The organism is Pseudovibrio sp. M1P-2-3 (genome assembly GCF_031501865.1).
GTDB classification, from domain to species: Bacteria; Pseudomonadota; Alphaproteobacteria; order Rhizobiales; family Stappiaceae; genus Pseudovibrio; species Pseudovibrio corallicola.
The window spans coordinates 4,085,365-4,111,428 of the sequence record NZ_JARRCW010000001.1; the positions used below are offsets into that span (position 1 = coordinate 4,085,365).

The 26,064-nt window shown below is 49.3% G+C and carries 16 protein-coding genes, 1 tRNA gene and 4 pseudogenes; 10 read left to right on the top strand and 11 right to left on the bottom strand.

All coding sequences use genetic code 11. The features are described from left to right. Position 1: 1 nt before the first annotated feature. Positions 2–301 carry a hypothetical protein gene (locus P6574_RS17910; RefSeq protein ID WP_310621604.1) on the bottom strand — a complete coding sequence of 100 codons (300 nt, stop codon included), beginning with the start codon at positions 299–301 and terminating at the stop codon, positions 2–4. A 155-nt stretch (positions 302–456) separates the two neighbouring features. Further along, complete coding sequence (locus P6574_RS17915) at positions 457–972, bottom strand: Hcp family type VI secretion system effector (protein ID WP_310621605.1); 516 nt, start codon at positions 970–972, stop codon at positions 457–459. Between the two features lie 682 nt (positions 973–1,654). Here P6574_RS17915 and P6574_RS22165 point away from each other — a divergent pair. The 3 genes and pseudogenes from P6574_RS22165 to P6574_RS17925 form a co-directional block, all read left to right on the top strand. After that, complete coding sequence (locus P6574_RS22165; protein WP_405048159.1) at positions 1,655–1,795, top strand: integrase core domain-containing protein; 141 nt, start codon at positions 1,655–1,657, stop codon at positions 1,793–1,795. A gap of 360 nt (positions 1,796–2,155) precedes the next feature. Then, positions 2,156–8,920, top strand: a complete 6,765-nt coding sequence (locus P6574_RS17920; protein ID WP_310621606.1) for a DUF3320 domain-containing protein — start codon at positions 2,156–2,158, stop codon at positions 8,918–8,920. 356 nt (positions 8,921–9,276) lie between these two features. After that, positions 9,277–9,519: pseudogene (locus P6574_RS17925) on the top strand (transposase); the annotation flags it as partial. 169 nt (positions 9,520–9,688) lie between these two features. Here the strand turns inward: P6574_RS17925 and P6574_RS17930 are convergent. Then, a pseudogene (locus P6574_RS17930) lies at positions 9,689–9,859 on the bottom strand (IS256 family transposase); the annotation flags it as partial. Positions 9,860–9,943: 84 nt separating this feature from the next. On the opposite strand from P6574_RS17930, the gene P6574_RS17935 reads away from it, so the two are divergent. Next, a protein-coding gene (locus P6574_RS17935) for an IS630 family transposase (protein ID WP_310621607.1) occupies positions 9,944–10,902 on the top strand; the annotation gives its coding sequence in 2 pieces (ribosomal slippage) (positions 9,944–10,285 and positions 10,288–10,902; 957 coding nt in all). A gap of 14 nt (positions 10,903–10,916) precedes the next feature. Here the strand turns inward: P6574_RS17935 and P6574_RS17940 are convergent. Continuing rightward, positions 10,917–11,996, bottom strand: a pseudogene (locus tag P6574_RS17940) (IS256 family transposase); the annotation flags it as partial. A gap of 1,554 nt (positions 11,997–13,550) precedes the next feature. On the opposite strand from P6574_RS17940, the gene P6574_RS17945 reads away from it, so the two are divergent. From P6574_RS17945 to P6574_RS17955, 3 genes and pseudogenes are all read left to right on the top strand, one after another. Next, on the top strand, positions 13,551–14,057 hold the full coding sequence (locus tag P6574_RS17945) for a hypothetical protein (protein ID WP_310621608.1): 507 nt from the start codon (positions 13,551–13,553) through the stop codon (positions 14,055–14,057). Between the two features lie 33 nt (positions 14,058–14,090). Next, positions 14,091–15,143: pseudogene (locus P6574_RS17950) on the top strand (IS630 family transposase). 87 nt (positions 15,144–15,230) lie between these two features. After that, a complete protein-coding gene (locus P6574_RS17955; RefSeq protein ID WP_310621609.1) occupies positions 15,231–15,590 on the top strand; it encodes a hypothetical protein in 360 nt (119 codons plus the stop codon). A 298-nt stretch (positions 15,591–15,888) separates the two neighbouring features. Here the strand turns inward: P6574_RS17955 and P6574_RS17960 are convergent, their stop codons facing one another. Together P6574_RS17960 and P6574_RS17965 are read right to left on the bottom strand one after the other, a co-directional pair. Next, positions 15,889–17,241: a tyrosine-type recombinase/integrase gene (locus tag P6574_RS17960; RefSeq protein WP_310621610.1), complete on the bottom strand. Its 1,353-nt coding sequence runs from the start codon at positions 17,239–17,241 to the stop codon at positions 15,889–15,891. A gap of 249 nt (positions 17,242–17,490) precedes the next feature. Then, positions 17,491–17,577: transfer RNA gene (locus P6574_RS17965), tRNA-Leu, on the bottom strand. Between the two features lie 206 nt (positions 17,578–17,783). On the opposite strand from P6574_RS17965, the gene P6574_RS17970 reads away from it, so the two are divergent. After that, positions 17,784–18,767, top strand: a complete 984-nt coding sequence (locus P6574_RS17970) for a complex I NDUFA9 subunit family protein (protein WP_310621611.1) — start codon at positions 17,784–17,786, stop codon at positions 18,765–18,767. Between the two features lie 114 nt (positions 18,768–18,881). Here the strand turns inward: P6574_RS17970 and P6574_RS17975 are convergent, their stop codons facing one another. Further along, the gene (locus P6574_RS17975) at positions 18,882–19,688 is read right to left on the bottom strand and encodes an undecaprenyl-diphosphate phosphatase (RefSeq protein WP_310621612.1); all 807 of its coding nucleotides are present in this window, start codon (positions 19,686–19,688) and stop codon (positions 18,882–18,884) included. A gap of 137 nt (positions 19,689–19,825) precedes the next feature. On the opposite strand from P6574_RS17975, the gene P6574_RS17980 reads away from it, so the two are divergent. After that, a complete protein-coding gene (locus tag P6574_RS17980) occupies positions 19,826–20,518 on the top strand; it encodes a glutathione S-transferase family protein (RefSeq protein WP_310621613.1) in 693 nt (230 codons plus the stop codon). A 20-nt stretch (positions 20,519–20,538) separates the two neighbouring features. Further along, positions 20,539–21,687: a tRNA epoxyqueuosine(34) reductase QueG gene (gene queG, locus P6574_RS17985; protein WP_310622188.1), complete on the top strand. Its 1,149-nt coding sequence runs from the start codon at positions 20,539–20,541 to the stop codon at positions 21,685–21,687. Positions 21,688–21,708: 21 nt separating this feature from the next. On the opposite strand, the gene P6574_RS17990 is transcribed toward queG, so the two are convergent. The 4 genes from P6574_RS17990 to P6574_RS18005 form a co-directional block, all read right to left on the bottom strand. Continuing rightward, on the bottom strand, positions 21,709–22,233 hold the full coding sequence (locus tag P6574_RS17990; RefSeq protein ID WP_310621614.1) for an RNA pyrophosphohydrolase: 525 nt from the start codon (positions 22,231–22,233) through the stop codon (positions 21,709–21,711). After that, complete coding sequence (locus P6574_RS17995) at positions 22,226–23,260, bottom strand: divergent polysaccharide deacetylase family protein (RefSeq protein ID WP_310621615.1); 1,035 nt, start codon at positions 23,258–23,260, stop codon at positions 22,226–22,228. The genes P6574_RS17990 and P6574_RS17995 overlap by 8 nt, the downstream gene beginning before the upstream one ends. Positions 23,261–23,346: 86 nt before the next feature. Continuing rightward, positions 23,347–24,681 carry a S41 family peptidase gene (locus tag P6574_RS18000; RefSeq protein ID WP_310621616.1) on the bottom strand — a complete coding sequence of 445 codons (1,335 nt, stop codon included), beginning with the start codon at positions 24,679–24,681 and terminating at the stop codon, positions 23,347–23,349. Beyond that, positions 24,678–26,003 (bottom strand): murein hydrolase activator EnvC family protein, encoded by a 1,326-nt coding sequence (locus P6574_RS18005; protein WP_310621617.1) that lies wholly within the window; start codon positions 26,001–26,003, stop codon positions 24,678–24,680. Before P6574_RS18005 ends, P6574_RS18000 begins: the two co-directional genes overlap by 4 nt. Positions 26,004–26,064 lie beyond the last annotated feature (61 nt).

Consider the following 26,064-nt stretch of genomic DNA (forward strand, 5'->3'; position numbering starts at 1 on the left):
CTCATGAGTGCTCCTTGTCATTTTGTCCCTGCACCAGATGCAGCGGGTGGGCTTGGAACGTGTCGAGAAACCCTTTGAGTTCCAGTTCTCCCGACAGGTCTTCCTGCACCTGCCTTGGACGCTCAGGAATATGACGGCCGCCCACATTGGCGCTCATGGTTCCCACCGGTTGCCGCTCGCCCTTGTGAACAGTAGCGTGCTTGCTGAGGCGCTTGCCATAATCGCGGCGCTTTTGCCCCAACAGCAGATACGACAGGGAGGTTTTGACCCGGGTGCGGGCTTTTTGAAACAAACGCAGCAACTCTATGTACTCTCAAACAGCAACAACAATGGTATTCCAACACAGGCACACTGCAGCCAGTGCACCCCGTGCGGCGGGAGCCAACAAGAACAACAACAGCAAACGGCCTCTGCTGTTGCTCCGCCTGTCGACACCCGCCACTTTATTAGGGCCGGTTAGACTACTGGGGCACGCCAGTCGTCGCCGCCAGACGTTCCGGCAACGGTGTGCTCCCAGGTGATCTTGCGGTAGGACAGCTCAACGCGAACCAATTGGGTGAAGTCGGCGTTCTTTGGATCCTGACAGTGCGGCAGGTCACAGTCGATGTCGGTGATCAACGCATCTTCTATAACGGTGGTGAAGAAATGCTCCTGCTTACCGGAGGAGTTGGTGCGGTACCACTTCACTTCACACTTGGTGAGCATCTCACCGGAGCACAGGGCGTTGTAAAGCAGCGGCACGGACTTGTTCAAAGAGCACACAAAAATAAACGGCGTATGCACGCGCTGACCAGACGGCTGACCGGACTGCGGATCACGCGGGACCAGAACTTTATGTTCGACCTGCTGCACCATGATTTCGTCTTCATGGCCTTCCTGCCACACGTTGCCAACGGAATCTTCGGTGAACGCGGCCTGAGTGATTGGACCCTGAGTTGCGCCTTCAATGGTAATATAGGCGGGAGTAGGCATGGATTATCTCCTAAAAGAATAATTAACACTTGCAACCAGCGGGTGCCGGTTGACCAATGAAGATGCAATGCCCATGCCAAACTGACAATTTTAACGAGAAAAGTAGATACTCTTCACCTAAATCATTGGTATATTTACCAGATAAAATTATCGATAATTTTCCGCCAAAATCCCCACCTTACGTCAATCTTACTTCCCTAACGGCACTTTCGGCCATTTTTGGCCGAAATTATCATTAAACTTTGAATGATTAGGGGTTATCTCTATGGATATACAGGCGAAAAAGGCCTTAGCCAAAAATGGCCAAGCTCGGCCAAAAATGGCCGAGCCGATATATACGCATTATTCCAATAGGTTGCAGCGTGTAGCCTACATATGTAGCGCGCATTTAGCTCATATGCAGAGTCGTTACATTACATTTTTAGGATTTTTATTAAGGTTTAAGTGAAGCCTATACATACCCTTTTTGAGAAGTTTGTCCCGCCAGAAAAACGACCGTTTATCTGGTGCTCATACATGCACGCTATTTTGGAAACTATTTCGACCAGAAAACCCGGTAAAGAATTCAAAGGCAGATTGCCTGCCTGCGCCAGCTTTTCTGATACTTAGAGGCTACCCATATTGATCGGATATATGCGTGTTCCTAAAAATGATGATAATTAGCTGTCTGGACTGATAGATCATCAAGTACGAGGAGGTTTATCTCAAGACTTACAACAATGTAGATGAAGCAAGAAAGTTCATCAGGACATATATTGCTTTTTTTAACCAAACACGACCACATCCATCACTTGACGCCCCCTCCCCCAGATCAGGCTTATAAAACCAATTTTTGCACAGTCTTCAACAATCTGCTTTGGTGAAACGGATCCACATCAGATCAATGTTCACCTGCCCAAACAAACCCATCGACCCCTTCTAATATCATAAATATTACTACATTAAACATTTCTAATATTCTATAAAGTCATTTAATTACAGCCACTTAACTAATAGAATCTCTTTTACAACTCAACGCCTGACATATCTCCTATGCGCAATTTTAGCTGCCACTACGATTTAAGATAAGCTTATAACTGTTGATACTCTTGCTATCTTGGGACAGCAAAGCCTGTCTGGGCTAGCTACGCTATTGGAATCAACTCATATAAATTAAATAAATTTAAGCTTTAAAGAGGCAAATATGCTGGAGATCACCCAAGAAGCACGTTCTGAGCAGACGGATTGCGGTATCTCGTTCCACGTGAAGATCTCCAGCGTTGTAAATTATGCGAGTTGGCAGAACTCGGTTCCCCTCCTCTCTTTCGTCGAACTGCATAACTCAGCAGAACACGCTCAGAACAACCTTACACTAGAGCTAAGCTTCACTCCGTCATTCGCAAAGGCCAAAAGCTGGAAGCTTGATCGCTTACCTGCAGACGAGACACTCAGCCTTTCAAATCTTGAGGTGACTTTAGACCCAGATTACCTGCAAGGACTGGATGAAGCTGAAAAAGGGGTCGCCGTATTCCAGCTGCGAAATGCTGAGGGGGAACTTGTCGCTGAGCACAGAAAAGAATTGCGATTGTTAGCTCGCGACGAATGGGGCGGCTTTGCAGGCATGGCAAGCATTGCGGCGGCATTTGTTATGCCCAATGATCCTGCTATTGCTCAGGTTCAACGCGATGCTGGGGAAGTTCTTGCTAAGTACGGATATTCACCAGCTCTGGACGGATATCAGAGTAAAGATCCTAAAAGAGTTTACATGTTGGGCGCTGCGCTCTGGTCAGCGGTGGCGGGTATGGGCTTGCTTTATGCTGAGCCGCCCAAGAGTTTTGAGGTTCACGGGCAAAAAGTTCGGCGCCCGTCAACTGTCCGAGAACAGGGCCTGGCAACATGTTTTGATAGCACGCTCTTCTTTGCATCTGCTCTAGAGGCAATTGGCCTGAATCCTGTAGTGCTTATCACTGAAGGTCATAGTTATTGCGGTTTCTGGCTCCGAGAGACAACGCTTTCATCTCTCATTGAGCAAGATCCGACTGAAATCAGAAAAGCACTCGCTGCACGCGAGCTTATTGTTTTCGAAACGACTGGGATTACTCATCGCCCAGCAGATCAATTTGAAAAAGCAATTGCAATCGCCAAGAGCTACACGAACGAAGAAAACGAAGCCAAGTTCGTAGGCGCGATTGATATTGCCCGCGCAAGAGCATCTCAAATTCGCCCTATGGCCTCACACCAAACGGTTACCTCAGAAAATCACAGTGAGGCTCCAGAGTTTGAAGCATCAACTCTGCCATTGCCCAAAGCCCCTAGTTTCGAAGCGCTGCCACTAGACGAGGCTGAAGAATCTCCGAGTACTCCAAAGGATAGGATCGCACGCTGGCAAAACAAGCTGCTTGATCTATCGTTGAGAAACCGCCTGTTGAACTTTAAGCCGACCAAGCAAACAGTGCCATTCTTATGCACTGACGTTCCCCTGCTGGAAGACCGCCTCGCTGAGAGGAAGAAAATTCGTGTCATCTCGCTGCCGGATGAGAACCCACATGGGGAGCGCGATGAGGATTTGCATCTCAAAAATACCGGACAAGATCTGGACCAAGAGTTTGCGGCACAAGCAATCGCGAGAAATGAACTTCCTTCCATTCTCGAAAAGCGCGAGTTGGACAAACGCCTTACAGAACTCTTCAGGCGTGCAAAAAATGATCTGAACGAGGGCGGCTCCAACACCTTGTTCCTTGCTGTTGGTTTCCTGCGCTGGAAGAAGTCAGCTGACGACGATAAAGCCTATAAAGCGCCATTGCTGCTTATCCCTGTAAAACTCACGCGTAAGAGTGCTGCATCTCGATTCAACTTGGAGCACCATGAGGACGAAGTGCGCTTTAACGCAACTCTGATGGAATTCCTCAAGAAGGACTACAATCTTTCTCTCCCACCATTTGACACAAAGTTGCCAACCGATGAGAGTGGCATTGACGTTCCATACGTATTTGAGATGGTTCGGAAAGCAGTACGTGACGTGCCGGGCTTTGAAGTTGTCGATGAGACAGCGCTCTCAACCTTTTCTTTTGCCAAGTTCCTTATGTGGAAAGATCTCGTTGAGCGTACTGATGATCTGCGCAAGAACCGCGTCGTAAAGCACTTAATTGACAATCCAGACAAAGCTTTTGAGCCGGGTGTTTCAACTGCTTTTCCTTCTGAACGCGATATTGACGTAAAGTACGACCCTAAGGACATCATCACCCCTCTTCCCGCTGACTCTTCACAGTTAAGCGCAGTCATGGCTGCCGTAGAAGGTCAGGACTTTATCCTTGTCGGTCCTCCAGGTACGGGTAAAAGCCAAACCATCACAAACATGATCGCTCAGTGTTTGGCTAACAACAAAAGCGTCTTGTTTGTTGCAGAGAAAACCGCAGCTTTGGATGTTGTGTACCGTCGCTTGCGACAACATGGGTTGGGCGAGTTTTGCTTGGAGCTGCATTCAAACAAAGCTGAACGAAAGCAGTTCTTAGAGCAACTTAAGACTTCATGGGAGCAAGGTACAAAGCCAGATACGGGCGAATGGGTGCGCATCAACGAGCAGCTTAAGGTTCGTCGAGATCATCTTAACGACTATATTGTTGCCCTTCACACGCCTTCTGCCTGCGGCCTTACTGCGTTTGATGCTCTGGGATTAGCCGTCAAACATGCCAATGATTACGTTCCTAAGCTCGACTGGGATAACAACAGGTCCATTGGAAAGGAAACGCTTGCACAGCTGCAGGACACTGTAAGTGAAATCGCCAGCGTGCACCGCCAAGTACAACCAATCCCCGCTCTTAACCTTATTAAGCACCAAGATTGGTCTGTACGCTGGCAAAATAACTTACTGGATGCAATCTCAGCAACTGCGAATGTGACATCCAAATTTCTGGAGCAGTTAGATGCCTTCAACCAACTTGTTGACTTCAAGGCAACGGCACAACTTAGTCTGCAGGATATAGAAAATATTTGCTCATTTTCAGAGCAAGTTTTATCAACTCAGAACACTCCGTTGAGTATCGTGTTCGAAGAGCGCTTTGATGAGATCAAGGCGTCTGCATCAAAGTTGATCCATCAACTAGATGCCTTCAATCAACTTGTTGATTTTAAAGCAAGTGACACTCTCATCTTGCAGAATATTGAAGAGATCTGCTCGCTGGCAGAACTAATTCAATCAACACAAAACATGAAACTGGATCAGGTCTTTGAAGCGCGCTTCAATAAGCTCAAGACGTCTGTTTCCAGGTTTCTCTATCAATTGACGGCCTTCAATCGTCTCTCAAACTTTACAGCAAATGACACCCTCATCTTACGCGATATTGAGGAAGTTTGCTCGCTAGCAGAGCTAGTCCAATCAGCTCAGAGAAAGCAGTCAGGTGTTGTATTTGAAGAGCGTTTTAATGAAATCAAAGCAGCTGTAAGCGATCTTCTTAGTCAGCTGGATACCTTCAACCAGCTTAGTGATTTTAAAGCTAGTGACACTTTAAGCTTGCAAGATATTGAAGAAGTTTGTGCCTTTGCCGAGCTGGTTCAATCAACAAAGGAAACGCAGTTAGGCGTTGTATTTGAAGAGCGCTTTGACGAGATTAAGGCAACCTCTCAAAGCCTAGAAAAAGATGTAATCCGGTTTAGGACAGCAGAGGCACAACTAAGTGCATCGTATGATGAAGCAACAATCTTGCGATTACCGGTAGACTCTCTGGACCACAATTGGCGTGAAGCTTGTTCTAAAATGTGGCCGTTCTCCGCTTTTGCAAAAGGCAAAATAAGAAAACTGCTACAAACCTATGCTAAAAATGGTAGCGCAAATCCCGAAACTGAAATTTTTCAGCTACGAGAGATGCAAGATGCATTGAATGCAATTCAAAAACAGGATGATCAACGTTTCTACCCAAAATGGAATGGAACGCGGACAGATGTTGAAAAATTCAGCTCTTACTTTGACTTAGCTGAGAAAGTCAAAGCCGTATTTGTTCATATCGATCACCTCAGCAACTCAACCATCTTCAAGAACAAGAAGTTACGTTCTTGCTTAGAGGGGGGAGAATTCAACCACCCGTTGCGTTTACAATCCCAAAAGTTGCTCAAAGCAAAAGAACATTTTCACGTTAAGTTTGCGCAACTCTGTGACTTTACAAGTTCACTCGCGAACCAAAGAGATAGGCGCTCCCTACCTAAATGGGAAGCTACACAAACAGATATTGACCACCTTCGCTCATATTTTGACTTGGCTGAGGAAAGCACAAAGGCCTTCCGACATATCAATCACCTGAGCAATACCACGGTCTTCAAAAGCGAAGAACTCCGCACTAGCCTATCTGAAGGAAGTGCTGATGATCCGTTACGGTTACGGGCAGCAAAATTGATTGAAGTTGCAAAGCTCTTCCGTGACGGGTTAGGCCGTTTTTGCCACGCAGCAGGTTCTAACAAAGATCATTTTGAAGGGACTGCAATCTTACATAGATTGCAGGATGATCTCCAAGTCTTAACCAACAATTCAAAGCAGCTTCAAGTTTGGACCGAATGGCAGAAAGTCAAAACAACTGCTGAAAATCAAGACCTCACGCCATTTATTGAAGCCATTGAGAACCAACTCATTCCTTATGAAGACTTAGAGAAGCGTTTTACGGTTGCTTTTGCAAACTGGTGGCTCCCAGAAGCTATCGATAACACTCATGTTCTTCGCAGTTTTAAGCGCTTCAAGCATGAAGAGATGCTGCAGCAATTCCGAAAACTGGATGACCAAGCGCGAGCTACTGCGGCATACAAAGTACAATCTGCCCTAAACCATAAACTGCCATCACAGCATGCTGTTCCCAAGAACTCAGAACTTGGAACACTTCGTCACCAGATGAATTTGAAACGCCCGAGCAAATCTATTCGTGACGTAATCTCAGCGATGCCCGGGACATTCAGCAAGTTGGCTCCTTGCCTTCTTATGTCTCCACTGTCAATTTCGCAGTATCTTCCTGCAGGCCAATCCCAGTTTGATGTGGTGATTTTCGATGAAGCTTCCCAGATCACGACATGGGATGCTGTTGGAGCAATCGCACGTGGTACACAAACCATCATTGTGGGCGATCCTAAGCAGCTGCCTCCAACCAACTTCTTTGGTCGTTCAGAACAAGATGATGATGAAGAGCTGGAAGCCTACGAGAAGGATCTGGAAAGTATCCTTGAAGAGGCAAAAGCCTCTGGTTTGCCTAACTTGCAACTGAACTGGCACTACCGTAGTCGTCACGAGTCTCTCATCGCCTTCTCCAACTGGCACTACTACGAAAACAGGCTGATTACATTCCCATCACCTGTCGTCGCAGACCGTGCTGTCAAACTCGTTCACACGCCGGACGCAATTTATGATCGAGGCAAGAGCAGAACCAATAAGCTAGAAGCCCAGAACATCGTAAAAGAAGCGGTTAAACGCCTGCGCAAGTGGATCGATCTACCGGAAGAAGATCGCCCTACACTTGGCGTAATAACCTTCAACCAACAACAGCAGAGTTTGATTCAGGACTTGTTTGACGCTGAATTGCGTAATCATCCTGAGTTGGAGTGGTTCTTTGCTGATGAACGTATTGAACCGGTTATCGTGCGCAACCTTGAAAACGTTCAAGGTGATGAGCGGGATGTAATGATGTTCTCAATTACGTTTGCACCTGACATTGCTGGCAAGATGTCCATGTCGTTTGGCGCGATCAATAAAGATGGCGGGGAACGCAGACTAAACGTTGCTGTAACTCGCGCCCGTGAAGAGCTACTCATTTTCAGTACAGTTACGGCAGATGCAATTGATACATCTCGCACGAAAGCCCTTGGCGTTAAGCATCTTAAGGAGTTCTTGAGCTTTGCTGAAAAAGGCACGATTGCACTAGCAGCTTCAGACGATGGTTCTGTAGGGGGCTACGATAGCCCATTCGAAGAAGCTGTGTCCGAAGCACTACAGATGCGAGGTTGGACAATTGTTCCGCAAGTCGGGGTGTCAGGCTTTAGAGTAGATTTAGGCATTGTACACCCAGATAAACCGGGAGCGTTTATTGCTGGCGTAGAATGCGATGGAGCAACATACCATAGTTCAGCAACGGCACGAGATCGCGATAAAGTACGCGAGCAGGTATTGCGCAATCTAGGTTGGGAAATCCTTCGTATTTGGTCTCCTGATTGGTGGTACGACTCTCAACATGTAGCAGACGAGATCCATCAAAAGCTCCGAGATCTGTTAGCCGATAGCCGTGCAACAGATAAACTGAAGGAAGAGCAAGCAGCAGAGGCTGCAAAGCTTGAAGAAGAGAGCTTGGCTTTTGAAGCTCAACTTGATGAAAGCATTCCGGACACCTCTCTTGAAGAGGTCAAGGAAACGGCACAGGTTGATAGGATTGAGCCACTACAGAGCACTCCATTGCGTGGCAATCACTCTGTAACTTCAGCATCAAATGCACCTTCACCAACATCAAAGCCGTATGAGTGGACAGACCTTTCTGGCCTTGCACCGGATCCAGACAAATTTCATGACGCTGACTATGCCCCAACACTGTCGGAGATGATCAGAAAAATTGTATCGGTTGAAGGGCCAATCAAAGATACAGCATTGGCGCAGCGCATTACCAAAGCACATGGTTGGAGTAGAACTGGTGCTGTGTTGCGGCGTGAAATTGAGCAGCACTTTGCGAACTTTGACTTTCACGAGGAAACAACAGGTACCTTTGTTTGGGAAAAAGATAGCAAAACGCAACTCATTGGCTTCAGGCCAGCAGTCAACAAAGACTACAGGCGCTCTGTAACGGATATTCCAATTGCTGAAATCGCCGGCCTCATTGATGAGCAGCCCCATTTGCTCCGAGAAGAGGACCCGGTCAATGCAATTGCCCGGGCAATGGGCTATGACCGCGTCGCTGCAGCCATTAGAGCAAGAGTCACGGAAGCAATTAATTATTTTCACGCTATACAATGATCTATAGTAGTCTCCACTTGATGTCTTGGTTTATATCTCTCTTTGCAAAAGATAGCTGGGCTCCGACAACCACGCAGGGAGGATACAGGCCTTTACTCCCTTTGTTGCCAATGAGAAGGTCGGGGCCCTTGGGCAAAGGCGTATAGTAAAGTTCTGTACCGAAAATATGTGAGCGTGTGACCTGACCGGCCTAACGCCTTAAATACAATCCCCTGAGTTAATCATGCGGGACGGAATGAATGAAATCCAATATTAATGGTGCCTGGAGCGTTGAGGATAAGCGAGCCATCTGTCAGGAGTGGACTGGCTCGGGAAAAGTGGAGGGACTTCTGATAAGTTCAGGTCGGGAGGACTTTATGGGGCGACCAAATTATACAGAAGAGTTTAAGCGTGAAGCGGTTAGGCTCGTTGAGGTGAGCGGACGTGGTGTTCATGAAATTGCAGAGGACTTAGGGGTAGCGCGTTCCAGCTTGCAGCGTTGGGTTCGGGAGTTCCGAGACCGGGATCTGCTTTCGGGCGCACATAAGGATGCCAGCAGAGAACTGGTGCGGCTGCGCAAGGAAAATGAGCTCCTGCGTCAGGAGAGAGATTTACTAAAAAACTATACAGGACAAGTCTTTTGGCCCGCCTGTGCGCGGTAGAAACTTTTTATGCTACCCTGCATCTCAGGAGGAGAGCGGCCGTCCGCTTATTGGAGGTGCGACCCCGTTAAAAAACGTGGCCCGTGGACTGATGAGATATAGTCAATTCTGGTGTATGAGCTTTTGCTTAAGCAGCTTTCTGATCGGGTTGTTGTTGTTCAATCCCATCTTTGAAGTCGATGCCTGTGATGAGTTTGCCAAGATCGGCAAAGCCGCGTAGTTTTCGCCATCTTGTCTGCGCGCATTGCGCGAGTTTGAACATCATCTGCAGCATGCCATCGCGGTTGAGGCAGCCCTTAAAGCAATGAGGCGCAACGCTGAATCGATTGGGGATTCCCAATCAGGTTGATTTGTGATTCACTCCTTTTAGGGAGGAGATCACATGGGCCGGCCACTTTCACTTGATTTACGCCTTCGCTTTAAAAGGCTCATTTTATCCGGGATGAGCGGGCGTGAAGCAGCACGCCGCCTGCTGATCTCTCCAGCATTAGGATCTCGCTTGGCCCGTAAAGTTCGGGAGGGGCAGAGTTTAATCCCGGTCAGGACAGGGCGCCCAAAGGGAGGCGGAAAATTGGAGCCCTACCTCTCCTTCTTGCGCGAGCTGGTCAATCAAGACGGAGATATCACGTTGATGGAGTTATGTGATGCACTTTTCATGGCTGAGGGAGTGAGGGTTCACCATACTTCCGTCTCCAAGGCTTTGCGCCGTCTTGGCTACACCTATAAAAAAAATCGTTGGTGGCAACCGAGCGTGGCAAACTCCATGTACAAAATGCCAGAGATGAATGGCGCCACACCCGTCAGCCTATAATGCGTGATCTGCCTGAGAGACTGGTGTTTCTCGATGAAACCAGTGTTAAAACGAATTTAACCCGGCTGCGAGGCCGAGCCTTTAAAGGGGAACGAGCCCTTGACACAGCGCCGTTTGGACGCTGGCAGAACCAGACCTTTATCGCCGGTTTGACCCACGAGGGACTCATTGCGCCCTGGGTTCTGGACGGGGCCATGAATGGCAAGGCATTCACCACTTATATCACGACACAACTGGCTCCATGCTTGCACCCTAAAACGGTGGTCATTCTGGATAACCTGTCCACACACAAAGTTCCAGAAGCCGCAAGGGCCCTCAGACAAAGCGGGTGTTGGTTCCTTTTTCTGCCGCCCTATTCTCCTGATCTCAATCCTATCGAAATGGCGTTTTCCAAGCTCAAAGCACACCTACGCAGAATGAAAGCCAGAACCTTTGAGACCTTGATAAAGGCTCTGGGTGACATATGCGATCTGTTCACACCCCAAGAGTGTTGGAATTACTTCAAGGCAGCTGGATATGTTTCAGTATAAAGGCTCAAGACTATAGCGCGTTTGGTGCGGTGTCTTATGGTAGCGAATGTGGATTCAATGGGGTTAGAGGTGCGGATGGACTGCCAGTGCATCTGCGGAAAATCATAGAACGTGAGGAGGTCGTGCTGGTCCTTGAGAAGGCATTCTACAGCCTTGGGATACTTACCCTCAAACTGTTCAACAAACAGATCAAAAGCTGTTTCAGCCGCTGCCTTCGTCGGCGCCATCCAAATATCTTTTACGGCAACCCTTGCCTTATCCTGCACCGACTTGGGCAGGTAGCCAACGATATTGTTTGTCTTATGCACCCAGCAGCGTTGGTGGCGCGTCGCGCTGTAGACTTGGTCAAGGGCAACCCAAAACCCCATAGCCCCGTCACCGGTTGCCAGTTTGGGCGCGTTCATGCCACGCTCTTTCAACTTTAACAGCACCTCCCGCCAGCTCTGCGTGCTTTCGCGCACACCATCCTCGATAGCAAGAAACTTCTTCTGTCCCAGCACATTAACGCCAATCACAACAAGGGTGCACAGTTTGACATCTTCTGCCCGCAGGCCGCTGTAAATGCCGTCCGCCCAGATATAGACCCATTCGTCCTGATCCAGACGAGACTGACGCCATTGTTCATACTCGCCCTTCCATTCTCTCTTCAGCTTGGCGACGGTGCTGGCAGAAAGACCAGTCGCCTCAGGACCAACCAGAACCCTCAAGGCCTCTTCCATTTCACCGCTTGAAATCCCTTTCAGGTAAAGCCACGGTAAGGCGGCTTCCAGACTTCTGGCCTTGCGTACATAAGGAGGCACAAGAGCTGAATGGAATGTCACAGCTTTGCCGGAGCGCGCGCGAACCTTGGGTACTTTCACTGAAACAGGGCCAATCCCGGTCTGAATTTCACGCTCAGGATGGTAGCCGTTACGCACAATTCGAGCTTTACCACTCTCTTCAAGCTCGCCTTGGTAACTGGCAAGAACAGACTGAAGTTCTGCTTCAATAGCCTTCTGCAACAACTCCCTCGCTCCTTCACGTAGCAATTGTGTCAGCGGATCATCAATAACAGCTTTTTGACGGGGAAGATCAAGCATATTATCCTTATCCATGGTGGCGTATCTCCTAGTGGTTGAAACGTTGATTTGGTCATCAGACATTCAACCCGATACGCTGCTATATCAAAAGCCCCATACACCAGATCCGGTTATAGCTCCGCTTTGGGGAAGGATTATAACGTTTGTCCTTAAGCCAATTATAAAGACGCCCTTTGTTAAGCCCGTTTCTACGGGCAATCTGGGCGATAGATTCAGGGGACGACAAAGCTTCCTCGCAAACGATGCGCTTATCCTCTTCAAATCCACGCCGCGTTTTTCACCTGCTACCGCGGCGCCGTCTAGACTAAAGCAATAAGAGTAATTCACGCGCCGTGGTCTGAGAACGTTGTCGTCATTTGTCAGGGGATTTTCCACAGTATCGCCACGCTCATCTGCCCACCTATAAGTGCGGACCTAAACCACATTTTCCGCGCCCATATAATAGGCTGTGTTAGGATTTCACAATCATGTTTAATTACCGTATTTAAAGGGAAAATATAGTTTTATGAGAAAACAATATCGAATTTTACCAGCGGTGCTTCAGGTACATTTCACCCTGTTTTTTAAGAAGTGTTTTCCACACCACAACAACCTTTGAATGAAAATATATTGAATACTCTTGACATGCACTTAAGGATAATATGTGATTATGCGTAGTTAACCACAGTTATGGTTGATGGGGACTTGGCCCCAAAACCGGGATTTTGGGTGTGATACGTCAATACTATTGATCGCAATATCCCCCAAAAACACAGACCTAGCTTCGGTTAGGAACAACACAGCGCTCCGCGTCAAGTGTTGCATACATAAGGCTGGGATCCACATCTGCATGTCTCATAGAGGCATCAGGATCCAAAGAAGCCCAATCTCTCCTTTCGTGCACAGCGCATACGCTGCAAGGAGATGACATACACGCAGTCTTTTCGGGGTGGTGACATCCACCCGCTCAAGACTAGCTTAAACGAAGCCACCCACAGCCAATATGGCTGGTCGGACGGCACACAAAACGGTAGCTGTTGTTCTACAAAAACTTATAAAAAAAGCGCCGTAATATAGCCTCGTAGGGGCGATCCTTTAAGGGTTGTTTGCTGCATGTGGGCGTTAAGGGCACCGCCCTAAAAAACCTCTTAGTGAAGAGGCTGCCAACGTATTTTGGCGGCAACGAAAACCGCATTGTGTCACGAAGACAATGCAGCCGACCCAGCGGTTAATACTGCCGAAAGACCACGAGAGCAACGTGGCCCCCAGTCCCACTGTCTCTGGCGTAGCGTGGGGCGAACAGGTGTTGCATGTGCGCGCCGCTGAGTCCGACACGGCCGGCCAGTTGTTCTTACAAACGATCTGAATTTGAAATGAGAAGGGAAACTTTGATGCCACTTCATACGAGGAAACTGTCAGATGCAGCACAAAGCTCGCGCTGTATCAGAGTGCGCTCAAAGCTCTTCCCCTATCAAAGCCAAATCCTGAAAATGGTGGCCGAAGGGAAAACGCAAACCGCCATCCGCAGATGGCTGAGAGCACGCGGCGTTTCCATTGCTCCCTCCACCCTTTCAGATTGGATCAAGAAAAATGGCAAAATTTGCCCACCCCCGGAAACAGGCCATCAGCGTCATCAAGCACCTTCAAGGCACGGTGATTAAATCGGTTGGTTCGGTACGCATCTATGAAGGCGCCATGACCCAAATTGCAGGCTCAAGCTTTCTCAAACTAAGAGGTCTTTCCCTGCGCGACCTCACCGAAGAAGAGGCTCACGCCTATTTGACATGGCGAGCGTGGGAGGTAGGCCAGTCTACCCTCAACCAAGAACGCTTGGCTTTACAGAAGATGCTGCGCCACGTGACCCATAAGATAAGTGCCAATGACAAGCTTCGGGTTATCCTGTCACATCACCCCACGTATAAAACCTCCCGTAGTTATTTGTATGAGGAAGTCGCGAAAGTCGTTCAGGCGCAGCGGAGTGACAATCAGTTGCGCACTTGGCTTGCCTACCATTGCGGCCTACGGGCCCATGAGTTAATGACCTTATACCAACGGCACCTGTTTTTGACTCGGGATGAGGATTCCCAAATCACTTGAATTGTGATTCAACATTGGGAAAGGAGATTCCCAATGTCAGCGATCCCATTGCGCCGAGACTATGATGCTTCTTCGTTACGAACTCTTGCTTGTCAAAGTAAGGATGTCAGGCAGAGCCGCCGCCTTCTTGCTCTTGCTGCTGTTTATGATGGGTTGTCGCGCTTGGAGGCGGCACGCATGGGCGGCATGGACCGCCGACTGGGTGCATCGGTTTAACGCAGAAGGGCCGCAGGGCCTGTACAATCGTAAGATCCCAGGCCGTGCCCGGTGGTTAAATAAAGAGCAAATGGCTGAATTTGCAGATCTGGTTGAGGCTGGACCTGATTTACAACAGCACGGCGTAATTCGCTGGCGGCGGCGAGATCTGCAAGTTGTGATCGAGCAGAAGTTTGGGGCCAGTTATAGCGAGAAGGCTAATTCAAACCTCCTCAGAGTTCTGGGGTTTTCTCGGGTCAGCGTTCGGCCACAGCACCCGGCACAGGACGAGCAAGTTATGGAGACATATAAAAAGACTTCCATGCCCGGCTTAAAGAAATAAAAGCGCGCTTGCCCTCACAAACATCCATGGAAATCTGGTGGCAGGACGAGGCCCGCATTGGTCAAAAAAATGGGCTCACCAGAAGGTGGGCAAAAAAAGGAACGAGACCACGGGCTCCCAGCGACGGGCGCTATCAATCAACCTATGTATTCGGTGCCATCTGCCCCGCCCTCGGCAAAGGGGTTGCTCTTGTTTTGCTTAAAGCCAATACAAATGTCATACAGTTACATCTGGCAGAGATCAGCCGAAACATTACCAAAGGGGCACACGCGGTGGTCCTGATGGATCAGGCGGGTTGGCATACAACAGCAAAACTGAAACTACCTGACAACATAACCATTTTATTGCTTCCATCCCGTTCTCCGAAGCTCAACCCGGTTGAGAACATTTGGCAGTATTTACGGCAAAACTGGCTTTCTAATCGAAGCTTTGAAAACTATCAGGAAATTGTCGATGCTGCCTGTAACGCTTGGAATAAGCTTATTCAACAACCCCACACAATCACATCAATCGGTAGACGAAATTGGGCGCATACAGGTCAATTATAAGTGCCGTTGGTATTACAGCCTTGCGAAGAATGCCCTCCAGATGATCGGCCATCATTATCCAGCAAGTTTCTCGGTCGCTCTGGCACCTTGTATACTGTTACCGGCAAAGGCGGATTACGGCGCCTTGTTCTTGTCCCGCCCCATCTGATCGAGGCGATCGAAGCCCGGCGCGTGAAGCAGCCCCGCGAGGTCAAAGACCGCAACGTCTTTTACAATCCTTACTACAACATTGGCGGCGGCAATGCCTGGAGCGCCAGCTTCACCGAAGCGTCCAAGCGCGCACTTGGCTGGTCGAAAGGCGCTCATGGCCTGCGCCACAGCTACGCGCAGGAGCGCATGCTTGAGTTGCAGGTCACTCACAAACTGGAATGGGAGCAGGCACTGGAAACCGTATCGCAGGAGATGGGCCACTTTCGGCCGGAAATTACCATGGAGTATTTGCGGTAAGCTTAGCAATCTCCGGTTCCATGAGTGGTCCTACACCCCCCTTACGGAGGCGCCAGCGTCCAAGGCGCACGCCGATTGACCTATTCCCCCAGCCATCTTCTGCACCTCTCACCTGTGAGCGATTGCAGAAGGTAGCGGAGGTACTTGCATGGCTGGTGGTCCATGACAGCGATGCTTACGCCCCTTTATTCAAAAAGGTCAAAGCTGAACTAGACATGCGGGAGGACACCAAACAAGAGGCGGCCGCCTTCTTGCAACAACGGCGCAGACAAAGTACGCACCCTTTATTGCTCCCGGACTATAGAGATAAACAACGCTGAAACCCCTCGGGTACCGGAAAGGAAATACGTTCAAGTGCCTCACGCTTAAGTGACAAGGGCGGTCCCTCACCGTAAAGAGATCCGTTAGTCGCATGCCCCATAAGCCAGCGACACATTTCCTCATCCACCTTTTGCGCCCGCAAGCGATCCTTAAAGGAATGGCGCAAACCATATAATGAAACACCATCGGGACATAAGTTCCGGGTCCGCAGGTACCGATTAATTTGAGTGGTCGCCGTGTTGTTTTTATCATAGTAGCGCTCCAGACCCTTTGGAAACAATTTGATCGCTTCCAAAGCTACCCCCACCAGAGGTATCTCCCGTGATGATGGATCGGTTTTCAAATGGCGCAGTTCCGGTTTGATGGAGACAAACGGGATCTCACAGTCAAGGTGAATATTGTTTCCGGTTAACCCACAAATCTCAGAGGGGCGCAGCCCTGTCTCGATCATAATATAGACCAGCGCCCGCAGGGGGTGGGGCAGCCCCCGCAGTGCCTCTGAGGCCAGTAAGTTTTTCAAAATATCTTCTACCACCCAAGGACGCCTGACATTGGTATCATCCTTGCCCAATGCCAGATCGGCAAATACATCCTCCATCTGCAGTTGCCGTCTTTTGTTTACCGCCCGATGCATGGCTGCAAGATCAGAAAACTGACGATGGGCAGTCGCCTTCTTTTTCCCGGTGGCGGCGATCTGCTGCAACCAATGTTCGCGAAACTCCAAAGTATGCTCACGGGTGATGTCTCGCAGATCCATATCTCCCACCAACTTGAGAAACGCATTTTGAGCGCGTAGGTGCGAGCCTTGAAACAGGCGGATTTGCTCAGGAGACTTTCCGGTAAGCTTATCAGGCTCCAGCTCGATATAGGTCTTATAAAGCTGAGACAGAAGCAGCGGTGGCTTTTGGGTCGTCACCCCCAGCAAGGCAGGCGCCAGATGTTGGGCTTTCTCCCGTTGGTCGATGAGGGCTTCCACGCGTTTGACGATTTCTTCCACTGGTCCCAAAGACAGGTGATTCAGACTAAGCGGGGCAAAGCCAAATCTCTTGCACTGGGCAACAGCTGCTTCATAGGCTCCTTGCGCAGGGTCTTCAGTTGCCAGGATAGGTTGGTACTGCGCGAGCTGGCTGGACCAATAGGTTTCCAGTTCCTTATTCAGCTGCGCGGCAACCAACATGGCTTTGACCCCTAAAGGATCGTCAACCACCCGCACTTTGGTGGTAACCCGAACGCGCCGCCTCGGATCAACCTCGGCAAATTGGGTGGGAACCCGGCGGAGAAACTGCCAAACTCCACCCCGTTTTTCCAAGTGTGTGGGCTTTACGCGCATGTCTTACAGCTCTTAAAATGCCCTCCCCAACTCTGATAGGTAAGTATAAACCACAACTTCTTGGTAAGCAATTTTTGAGTGTGGTGTAGAGAGGATCTATCTCAATAGCGGTAGAATAGCACTTTGGGAGAAGCCCAGACAAGGCGAGGTCAGAGGGGTAAAAGTTGGAAAATGTTCCCTACTTTGTTCCCTAGTTTTTACCCTAATTCATTGATAAATCAGGAAAAACATAATGATATCAAGAAAAGATGGTGCCCAGGAGAGGACTCGAACCTCCACGCCCTTGCGAGCACTAGCACCTGAAGCTAGCGCGTCTACCAATTCCGCCACCTGGGCACTTCCACGAGTGAGCAGTTTGGTAAGCTGCTCCGTGTCTGTGGAGGCGGATATAATGGGGTAACGGCATTCTGTCAATTGCGCTTGCACATTCTCCCTATTTTAATCCACAATCACACTTCACAGAACCAATTCAACCGGATATTAGCACCCAAGCTATATTAATATTTTTGTGTTTATGTAAATTGCAGTGAGGAAGAGACGTCATGGCGACAGCACTCAATGGAAAGCTAGTTACAGTCTTTGGCGGATCTGGATTTGTCGGTCGCCATGTAATCCGAGCTCTGGCGACTAAAGGCTACCGTGTTCGTGCAGCCGTGCGCCGACCAGACCTGGCGGAGCATCTACAGCCCTTGGGCGGTGTTGGGCAAATTATGCCCATTCAGGCCAATTTACGCTATAAAGACTCCGTAGAGCGTGCCATCTCTGGCGCCGACGCAGTCATTAATCTGGTTGGCATTTTACATGAGGCCGGCAAACAAACCTTCGATGCGGTGCAGGCACAAGGCGCAGAGCTTATCGCGCAAGTTGCTTCCGAACATGGTATCAAACAGTTTGTTCATATGTCTGCAATAGGTGCGAATCCAGACAGCTCCTCTTCCTATGCGCGCACCAAAGCCGCAGGAGAGGCAGCCGTTTTAAAAGCACTTCCCCATGCGGTTATTTTACGCCCCTCCATCATCTTCGGGCCGGAAGATGACTTCTTCAACCGTTTTGGGAGCATGGCCTGCATCATGCCTACCCTTCCCCTCATAGGCGGAGGAAAAACCAAGTTCCAGCCTGTGTTTGTAGGTGATGTTGCAGAGGCTGTCCTTCAATCTCTGGAAGGAACTGTTGCGACAGGCTGTATTTATGAATTGGGCGGCCCTCAGGTGCTCAGTTTTAAAGAGTGTCTGGAGAAAGTCCTGGAAGTTACCCGCCGTAAACGTGTCTTGATGTCATTGCCGTTTGGCATTGCGCGCATGCAGGCGCGTATTCTTCAGATGCTGCCAAATCCAATGCTGACTATTGATCAGCTGGAGCTTCTCAAGACCGATAATATTGTGAGTAAGGAAGCTCTGGATTCTTCGCGCACCTTGAAGGCATTTGATCTTGAGCCGCGCAATCTGGATGCTATTTTGCCAACATATATGGATAAGTTCCGCCCTAAAGGGCAGTACGACGCACATCTGCCGCAGGTACAGAAGTAAAATATCAGCTCCCTAGACAGGGCAGAATAAAAGGAACGAAGGCGAGAATTTATAGATCCTCGCCTTTTTTTGTAGACCTCAACATGTCTCACCAGTTTGGTGCATGTGCTTGCCCTAACCCAGAATCATCAGGCCAAGCAGGCCGGCACCGCCAACTAAAATGCGCCACCACCCAAAAAGCGCAAATCCGTGCTTACTGACGAAATTCAGGAAAGTTTTTACAACAAAGTAACCTGTGACGAAGGATGCAACAAAGCCGATGAGAATGAGGACAACGCCATCCAGAGAGATAACATCCTTATTCTTGTAAAGGTCATAGGCAAAAGCACCGGCCATCGTCGGCATTGCCAGAAAGAACGAGAATTCGGCCGCCGAACGCTTATCAGTTCCCATTAAAAGTGATCCGACAATTGTTGCACCACTGCGTGACACTCCCGGAATCATGGCAACACACTGGCAAAACCCAATTTTAACGCAGAGCCACCACGGATATTCTTCGATATCCGTGTATTTCACCTTGAGTGGCATGCGATCTACCAAGAGCATAATAATACCGCCGAAAATGAGAGTGACACACACCAGAACCGGCGTTTCAAACAAAACTTCCTTAATAAAACTGTGCGCGAATACTCCAATTACAGCCGCTGGTAAAAAAGCGAGCAAAATACCTATTGTCAGGTGGCGGGATTTTGGATCGTGTGGCAAGCTTTTGGCAATATAAACAAGCCGATGGAAATAAACTGTCAAAATGGCTAGGATCGCTCCAAGTTGGATCAATACCTCGAAGGTCCGTCCCTCACTCATAAATCCAATAAAATGGCCAAGAAGTAGCAGGTGTCCCGTTGATGAAACCGGAAGAAATTCAGTTAGCCCTTCAACAAGGCCAAGAATTAGAGCCCCCACAATGCTTTCCGTATTCATAAATATTTTCTCCAGCAACGGGTGCTTAGCGAAGTTGTCCCCGTCTTTTTCGCTATTTTTATTTAGAATTGATAAATTAGCAGGAAAATATAACTAAAGCACAACCGTTTGGTTACAAGATCGGCTTTATCACAAGTATGCTCACACTTTACCACCACCCCTTTTCCCCAGCCTCTCGCTTTATCAGGCTTGCACTGGCTGAGTACAATGTTCCGTTCGAATGCAAAACCGAAGCCCCATGGGCCCGGCGGCAAGGCTTTCTTATGAAGAATCCGGCCGGCACCATCCCCGTCATTGAAGAAAATGACGATAACCCGGTTTGTGGTGCCAATGTAATTATGGAATATCTGGATGAGACGCGGGGCTATGCCATATCTGATAAGAGACTTCTGCCAGATCACCCTCTCACCCGCGCCGAGGTTCGTCGTCTTGTGAACTGGTTTTTAATCAAGTTCGAGCAGGAAGTAATTGGTCACCTTGTTCGCGAGAAAATCTATAAGCAGGAGATGCCAAACAGCCAAGGCGGAGGGCAGCCCAATTCGGATGCATTACGCGTTGCACGCAATAATATGGTTAACCATTTACGGTATATCGGCTATTTAGCTGCAACGAGAAAATGGTTAGCGGGCGAGAACATGAGTTTTGCAGATCTTGCCGCCGCTGCAATGTTATCCTGCGCGGATTATTTAGGTGAAGTGCCATGGGCAGAGGAAGAGAACGTGAAAAGCTGGTACGCTCGGGTGAAGTCTCGCCCAAGCTTTCGACCGCTTCTCTTGGAAAAGATGTTGGGAATGCCCCCGTCGGCGACCTACGCGGATCTGGATTTCTAAAACCCCGTCCCGATGTCGTCCTGACCGAAAAGCAGGCCAAACGCCTGAAAGACGATCTGATAACACGTGCCCGTAAGCTGGGCTTCGATGATGTTCGTATAACCACGGCAGATGCTATACCGCAGGCTGCTGCCCGCCTGAGGACCTATATCGACGCTGGCTATCACGCCTCTATGGAGTGGATGCCGGAGACCTATGAACGGCGCTCAGACCCTCGTAATCTATGGCCCGAAGCACGATCAATCATTACCCTTGCCATGAACTATGGCCCCGATGAAGACCCTATGGCCTTGCAAGACAAGAAAGACAAGGCTGCAATCTCCGTTTATGCCCGTAATCGCGATTACCACGACATTATCAAGGGACGTCTGAAGGAGCTGGGTAGTCTGCTTGCTTCAAAAGGCGCAGACATCAAAGTATTCATCGACACTGCCCCTGTCATGGAAAAGCCCATTGCCTATAGCGCCGGTTTGGGGTGGCAAGGAAAGCATACAAATCTGGTTTCCCGAAAACTCGGCTCGTGGTTTTTTATTGGCTCCATTTTCACAACACTGGATTTGCCGCTTGATGAGCCAGAGGTGGACCACTGCGGCAACTGTACCCGTTGCCTGAGCGCCTGCCCTACAGATGCCTTTCCCGCACCCTATCAGATTGATGGTGGCCGGTGCATTTCATATCTAACCATTGAACATCATGGCCCCATTCCCGATGAGTTCCGCAAGCCAATGGGAAATCGTATCTATGGCTGCGATGACTGTCTGGCGGCATGCCCTTGGAATAAGTTTGCCCAACTTGCCAGCGAAGCCAAACTGGTAGCCCGCGAAGACTTAAAGGAACCTCCCCTTTCCCAGTTGCTACAGCTGGACGACCCGTCCTTCCGAAAGTTTTTTTCCGGCTCCCCTGTGAAACGGGTGGGTAGAAACCGGTTTATTCGAAATGTATTGGTTGCAGCAGGCAATTCCGAAGATGCCAGTTTGCTTCCCCAGATCACAAACCTACTGGAAGACGATGACGAAGTCGTCAGAGGCGCAGCCGTATGGGCCTTTGCCCAACTCACGGAAGCCAGCCACTTTGCAAAGGTCAAAGCCTCTCAGATCCCGCAAGAACAAAGCGAGGATGTGAAAGCAGAATGGCACAAAGGCCAAAACAGTGAGGAGACAGGAAAGTGAGGCTAAATAGCCTCGCCGTCTCTATGAGGTAAAAGGAGAAAAAGCCTCTAGCACTTGTTCGTAAACTCTTTTCTTAAATGGAACGATCAAAGCGGGGAGATTCTGCGCCCTCTCCCATCTCCACTCAGAAAATTCCTGAAGATGTCCATCGGGGGGCGTTAGAATATTAATCTCATTATCTTCCCCTTCAAAACGCAAGGCAAACCATTTCTGGGTTTGACCTTTGAACTTTTTTCCGCGCTTTGAATTAAACTGGACTTCCGGTGGGAACTCGTAGTTGAACCATTCTGAGGCCTCAGCAAGCAAGGAGACGGAACGGACAGACGTTTCCTCATAGAGTTCTCGCTTGGCGGCTTCAAAAGGGTCCTCCCCTTCATCCAATCCCCCCTGTGGCATTTGCCATGCAAACTCATCGGGTACGGGTGTCTTGTCTCCAAAGCGCTTACCGGTCCACACCAATCCTTCCCGATTGATAAGCATAATCCCGACACAGGGGCGATAGGAGCGACTGTCAATTGTTGTCATGGAAACCTCGACTTCAACCATTAATGGCGGCGGAGACTGGGATGAGGGTAATTCCTCGTTCGCTCAGGGTTTTAACCCAGTTTTCAAGCACCTGCAATGTAAGCGGATAGGCCGAAGCACTTCCTATGGCGAGACCTTCCGTTCGGGATATTTTCTCTAGTTCCTGTAGCTGGCTTTTGATTGCTTCTATTTTTAGTTCCTGATCCAGAACCAGATTTGCCCCCACAAACGCCGTTTGGGTTTCTTGCGCTATAAGGCGACTTGATGTGGACGCAGAGCTTCCATCATCCATAAACATAAGCCCCCGCTTTTGAAGCTCCGTCAAAACCGGTTTCATCACTTCATCATCAACGAAGGTATCTTCACCAGAAGAGTTAATAAGCCCGATATAGTTGGATGTTCTGGACAAGGTCCAAGTCAGAAATTCCTGTCTTTCAGCAACAGAACTGGAAACATTGAAAGCTCTCCGGCCATCACCTGCGGATGTTCCCTTGGGCAACTGTAGAAGGACTTCATGCCCTTTCACTCTGGCCTGCTTCATCCAGCTGGACCCATTCACCGCCAGTGTAGATAATCCCAAAGAGACGTCCTGAGGCAACGCGCGAAGTGCCCGCGCACTCATTTCAGAGCTGAGACCAAGACCACTCACAATCAGCGCTATTCTTGGTCCTGTTAGAGTTATCCCCTCCGGCCTACGGGCGTAGGCATCGAGCGCACGTACACCATCCGAAGAGATTTTCGGTATTGGACCATGTTCACTCATCTCTATAAGGTTGGAAATAGGCTCATACACGCCTGTACCCGTTCCGAGCTGCCTTTGTAGAGACGCACTGTCTCTTGGCCCTAGACCTGGCTTAGAAGCCGCGCTCGGGTCCTTCTCGTTTAAGGGACCTTCATTTTGAAAGAGCAGTTTCTCCAGAGGGTAGAAACGATTTCCCACCACGCCTGCAAGCAAGATACATGAAATGATTGGGACTAAAAGAAAGGAGGAAGGCCACCGCCGTGTTTTCTCCTGACCAAGCGGTCTCGTTAGATCTTCTCCACGCATAGGTTCGGTCCCATTTAAAATGGTTAAATAAAAAAGGCACCTCCTTTTTACAAAGAGGTGCCTTAACAATTCGTTTTCCAGTTTAATTAGTTGGCATTAACCGCAGCTTGGTCAGTCACTGGCGGAAAGGCTGTATTGGTTTTATTCCCGCGCAGCAGATCCAAAGCCATATTCAGCTGAGTATCTTTTTCTTTTTCCTGCGGGATATAGGCCTGACTACCAGAACCTTCATCCCCTTCTTCAGCTTGCAGGTGACCACGAAGACCAGCTTCGCCTTTAGTCTCCACACGCCCTTTCAACTCTTCAGGGAGTTCTTGCAGGGTCACAATGTCAGGAGTGATCCCTTTTGCCTGAATAGAGTTACCCGATGGGGTGTAATAACGCGCTGTTGTCAAGCGAATGGCACCATTAGCACCAAGCGGGATAATTGTCTGCACAGACCCCTTACCGAAGGAGCGGGTTCCCAGAATGGTTGCGCGGCGATGATCTTGCAAGGCCCCAGCCACAATTTCAGAGGCTGAAGCAGAGCCACCATTCACCAGAATGATAACTGGCAGACCATTTGTCAGATCACCCTTACGCGCATTGAAACGCTGAGTCTCATCCGCATTTCGACCACGTGTTGAAACAATTTCACCCCGGTTCAGGAAGGAATCCGAAACTGCAATTGCCTGATCCAGAAGTCCTCCGGGATTGTTGCGAAGGTCTAGAATGAAGCCATTAATTTTGTCGGGACCGATTTCCTCGGTAAGTTCCTTAATGCCCTTTTCCAGTCCCTGCATGGTCTGTTCATTGAACTGGGTGATACGCAGGTATCCCACGTCCTCTTCTTTATTCCAGCGAACAGAACGGATTCGGATCACATCACGGGTAATGGTAATATCAACCGGCTCGTCAATATTTTGTCTGCGAACCTTGATTTCGATATCCGTATTGACCGGGCCACGCATTTTCTCCACTGCCTCATTGAGCGTCAGGCCCATTACCGCCTCGCCATTGAGGTGGGTAATCAGGTCTCCAGCCTGCACACCGGCCTTAAACGCCGGCGTATCATCAATCGGTGCCACAACCTTCACAAGGCCGTCTTCCATGGTCACTTCAATGCCAAGCCCGCCAAACTCACCGCGGGTTTGTACCTGCATATCGCGGAAGTTCTTGGGAGACAGGTAGCTGGAATGTGGATCCAGATTGGTCAGCATGCCATTGATAGCCGCTTCAACAAGATCCGCATCCTCTGGCTCTTCAACATAGTCGGAGCGTACACGCTCGAACACATCACCGAACAGGTTGAGCTGATTATACGTATCAGATGACGCAGCATACGCAGCGTCGGAAAATTTAAAGGGAACCTGTTGGTAGGTAACCATTGCCGCAGCACCCATTGCTACGCCAACCACTAAGAGCGATGCTTTCCGAATCATCCGCGAACCTTCTCAATATTTGACGTTGCCCACCATGATCGGGGATCAACTGCGGTACCGTCTTTCCTAAACTCTACATACAAAACTGGTAATTCCGAACTTAAATTAAGGTTCGCAGCACTTGCAAAGCGCTTATCCCCCATCTTGGCAATCGGCTCACCAGCTAAAACAAACTGACCAAGTTCTACACTAATTTGGTCCATTCCCGCTAGAACCACATGGTACCCATTGCCAGCATTTACAATTATGAGCTGGCCATAGGACCGGAATTCCCCCGCAAATGCCACCCAGCCATCAGTTGGAGACGTAATTTGCGCATTAGCTCTGGCCATATAGGTCTGCCCATTTGTACGGTTTCCAAAGCCGTCTGCAATCCCGAAGTCTTGCAATAACGTACCCGAAACCGGCAGAGGTAACATCCCTTTAGCATCACTGAACGAAATTTGCGGTTGCAAACGTCCCGGATCAGCAAACGGATCTCCACTCTTCCGCTTCTTCTCCCGCTCCAGTTCTGCCAATCTTGCAGCCTCGGCGGCCTTTTTGGCACTGCCGATCTGGCTTTCAAGAGTAACAAGTAGTTCTTTCAAAGAGGTTGCTTTTTTTGCCAATTCGGCTGCGCGTTTCTTTTCTTCTGCCAAAAGAGTATTGGTTTCCGCCTTTTGCCGCTGCTTTTCAGCCAACAGAATTTCCAGTTTCTCGCGCTCTTCTTCCAGCTCAACAGCCCCTCGGCGAATGCGCTTACGCTCTGTTTCAATGTCTTTACGCAATTGCTGCAGCCGAGCCAAATCGCTGGCCAGAGCCTCAGCCTCAAATTTCACTTCCGGTACAACCGCGTTGAGCAAAATAGCCGTACGCACTGCACCCAGAGCATCCTTGGGCCGAACGGCCAGAGCCGGAGGCGGGCTGTGCCCGATCCTCTGCAGCGCCACCAGAACTTCCGTAAGGGTTCCACGGCGTTCATGCAGAGATTTACGGACATTATTCTCATTGGTCCGATGGCGTAGCAACCGTGCTTCTGTGGCCGCCATCTTGTCTTCCAGCTGCTGCGTCCGCTGCCCAGTCTGAATAAGCTCGCTGTTTAACGCTTCCCTGTCCCGGTCAATCGCCCTGATCGTACGCTCAATCTCGGCCTTACGTTCCTCTGAAATGGAAATATTGTGCGTCAGCTCTGTCAGTTCTTTTTCATGGGCTTGCTTTTGTTGCTGTACATCCTCAAGCTTCAGGTCCCGTGACTCCGCCGCACCGGCACCCGGCACCAGCGCACAACTCACAGATAACGCAACAATCAGACTTCGTAGAGCCTTGGGAGAACAGCACAGCAAAGAGTTGTATTCCTGTAATCTAACAATCAATTAGAAGCGATAGTGCCCTCGCACTCTTAAG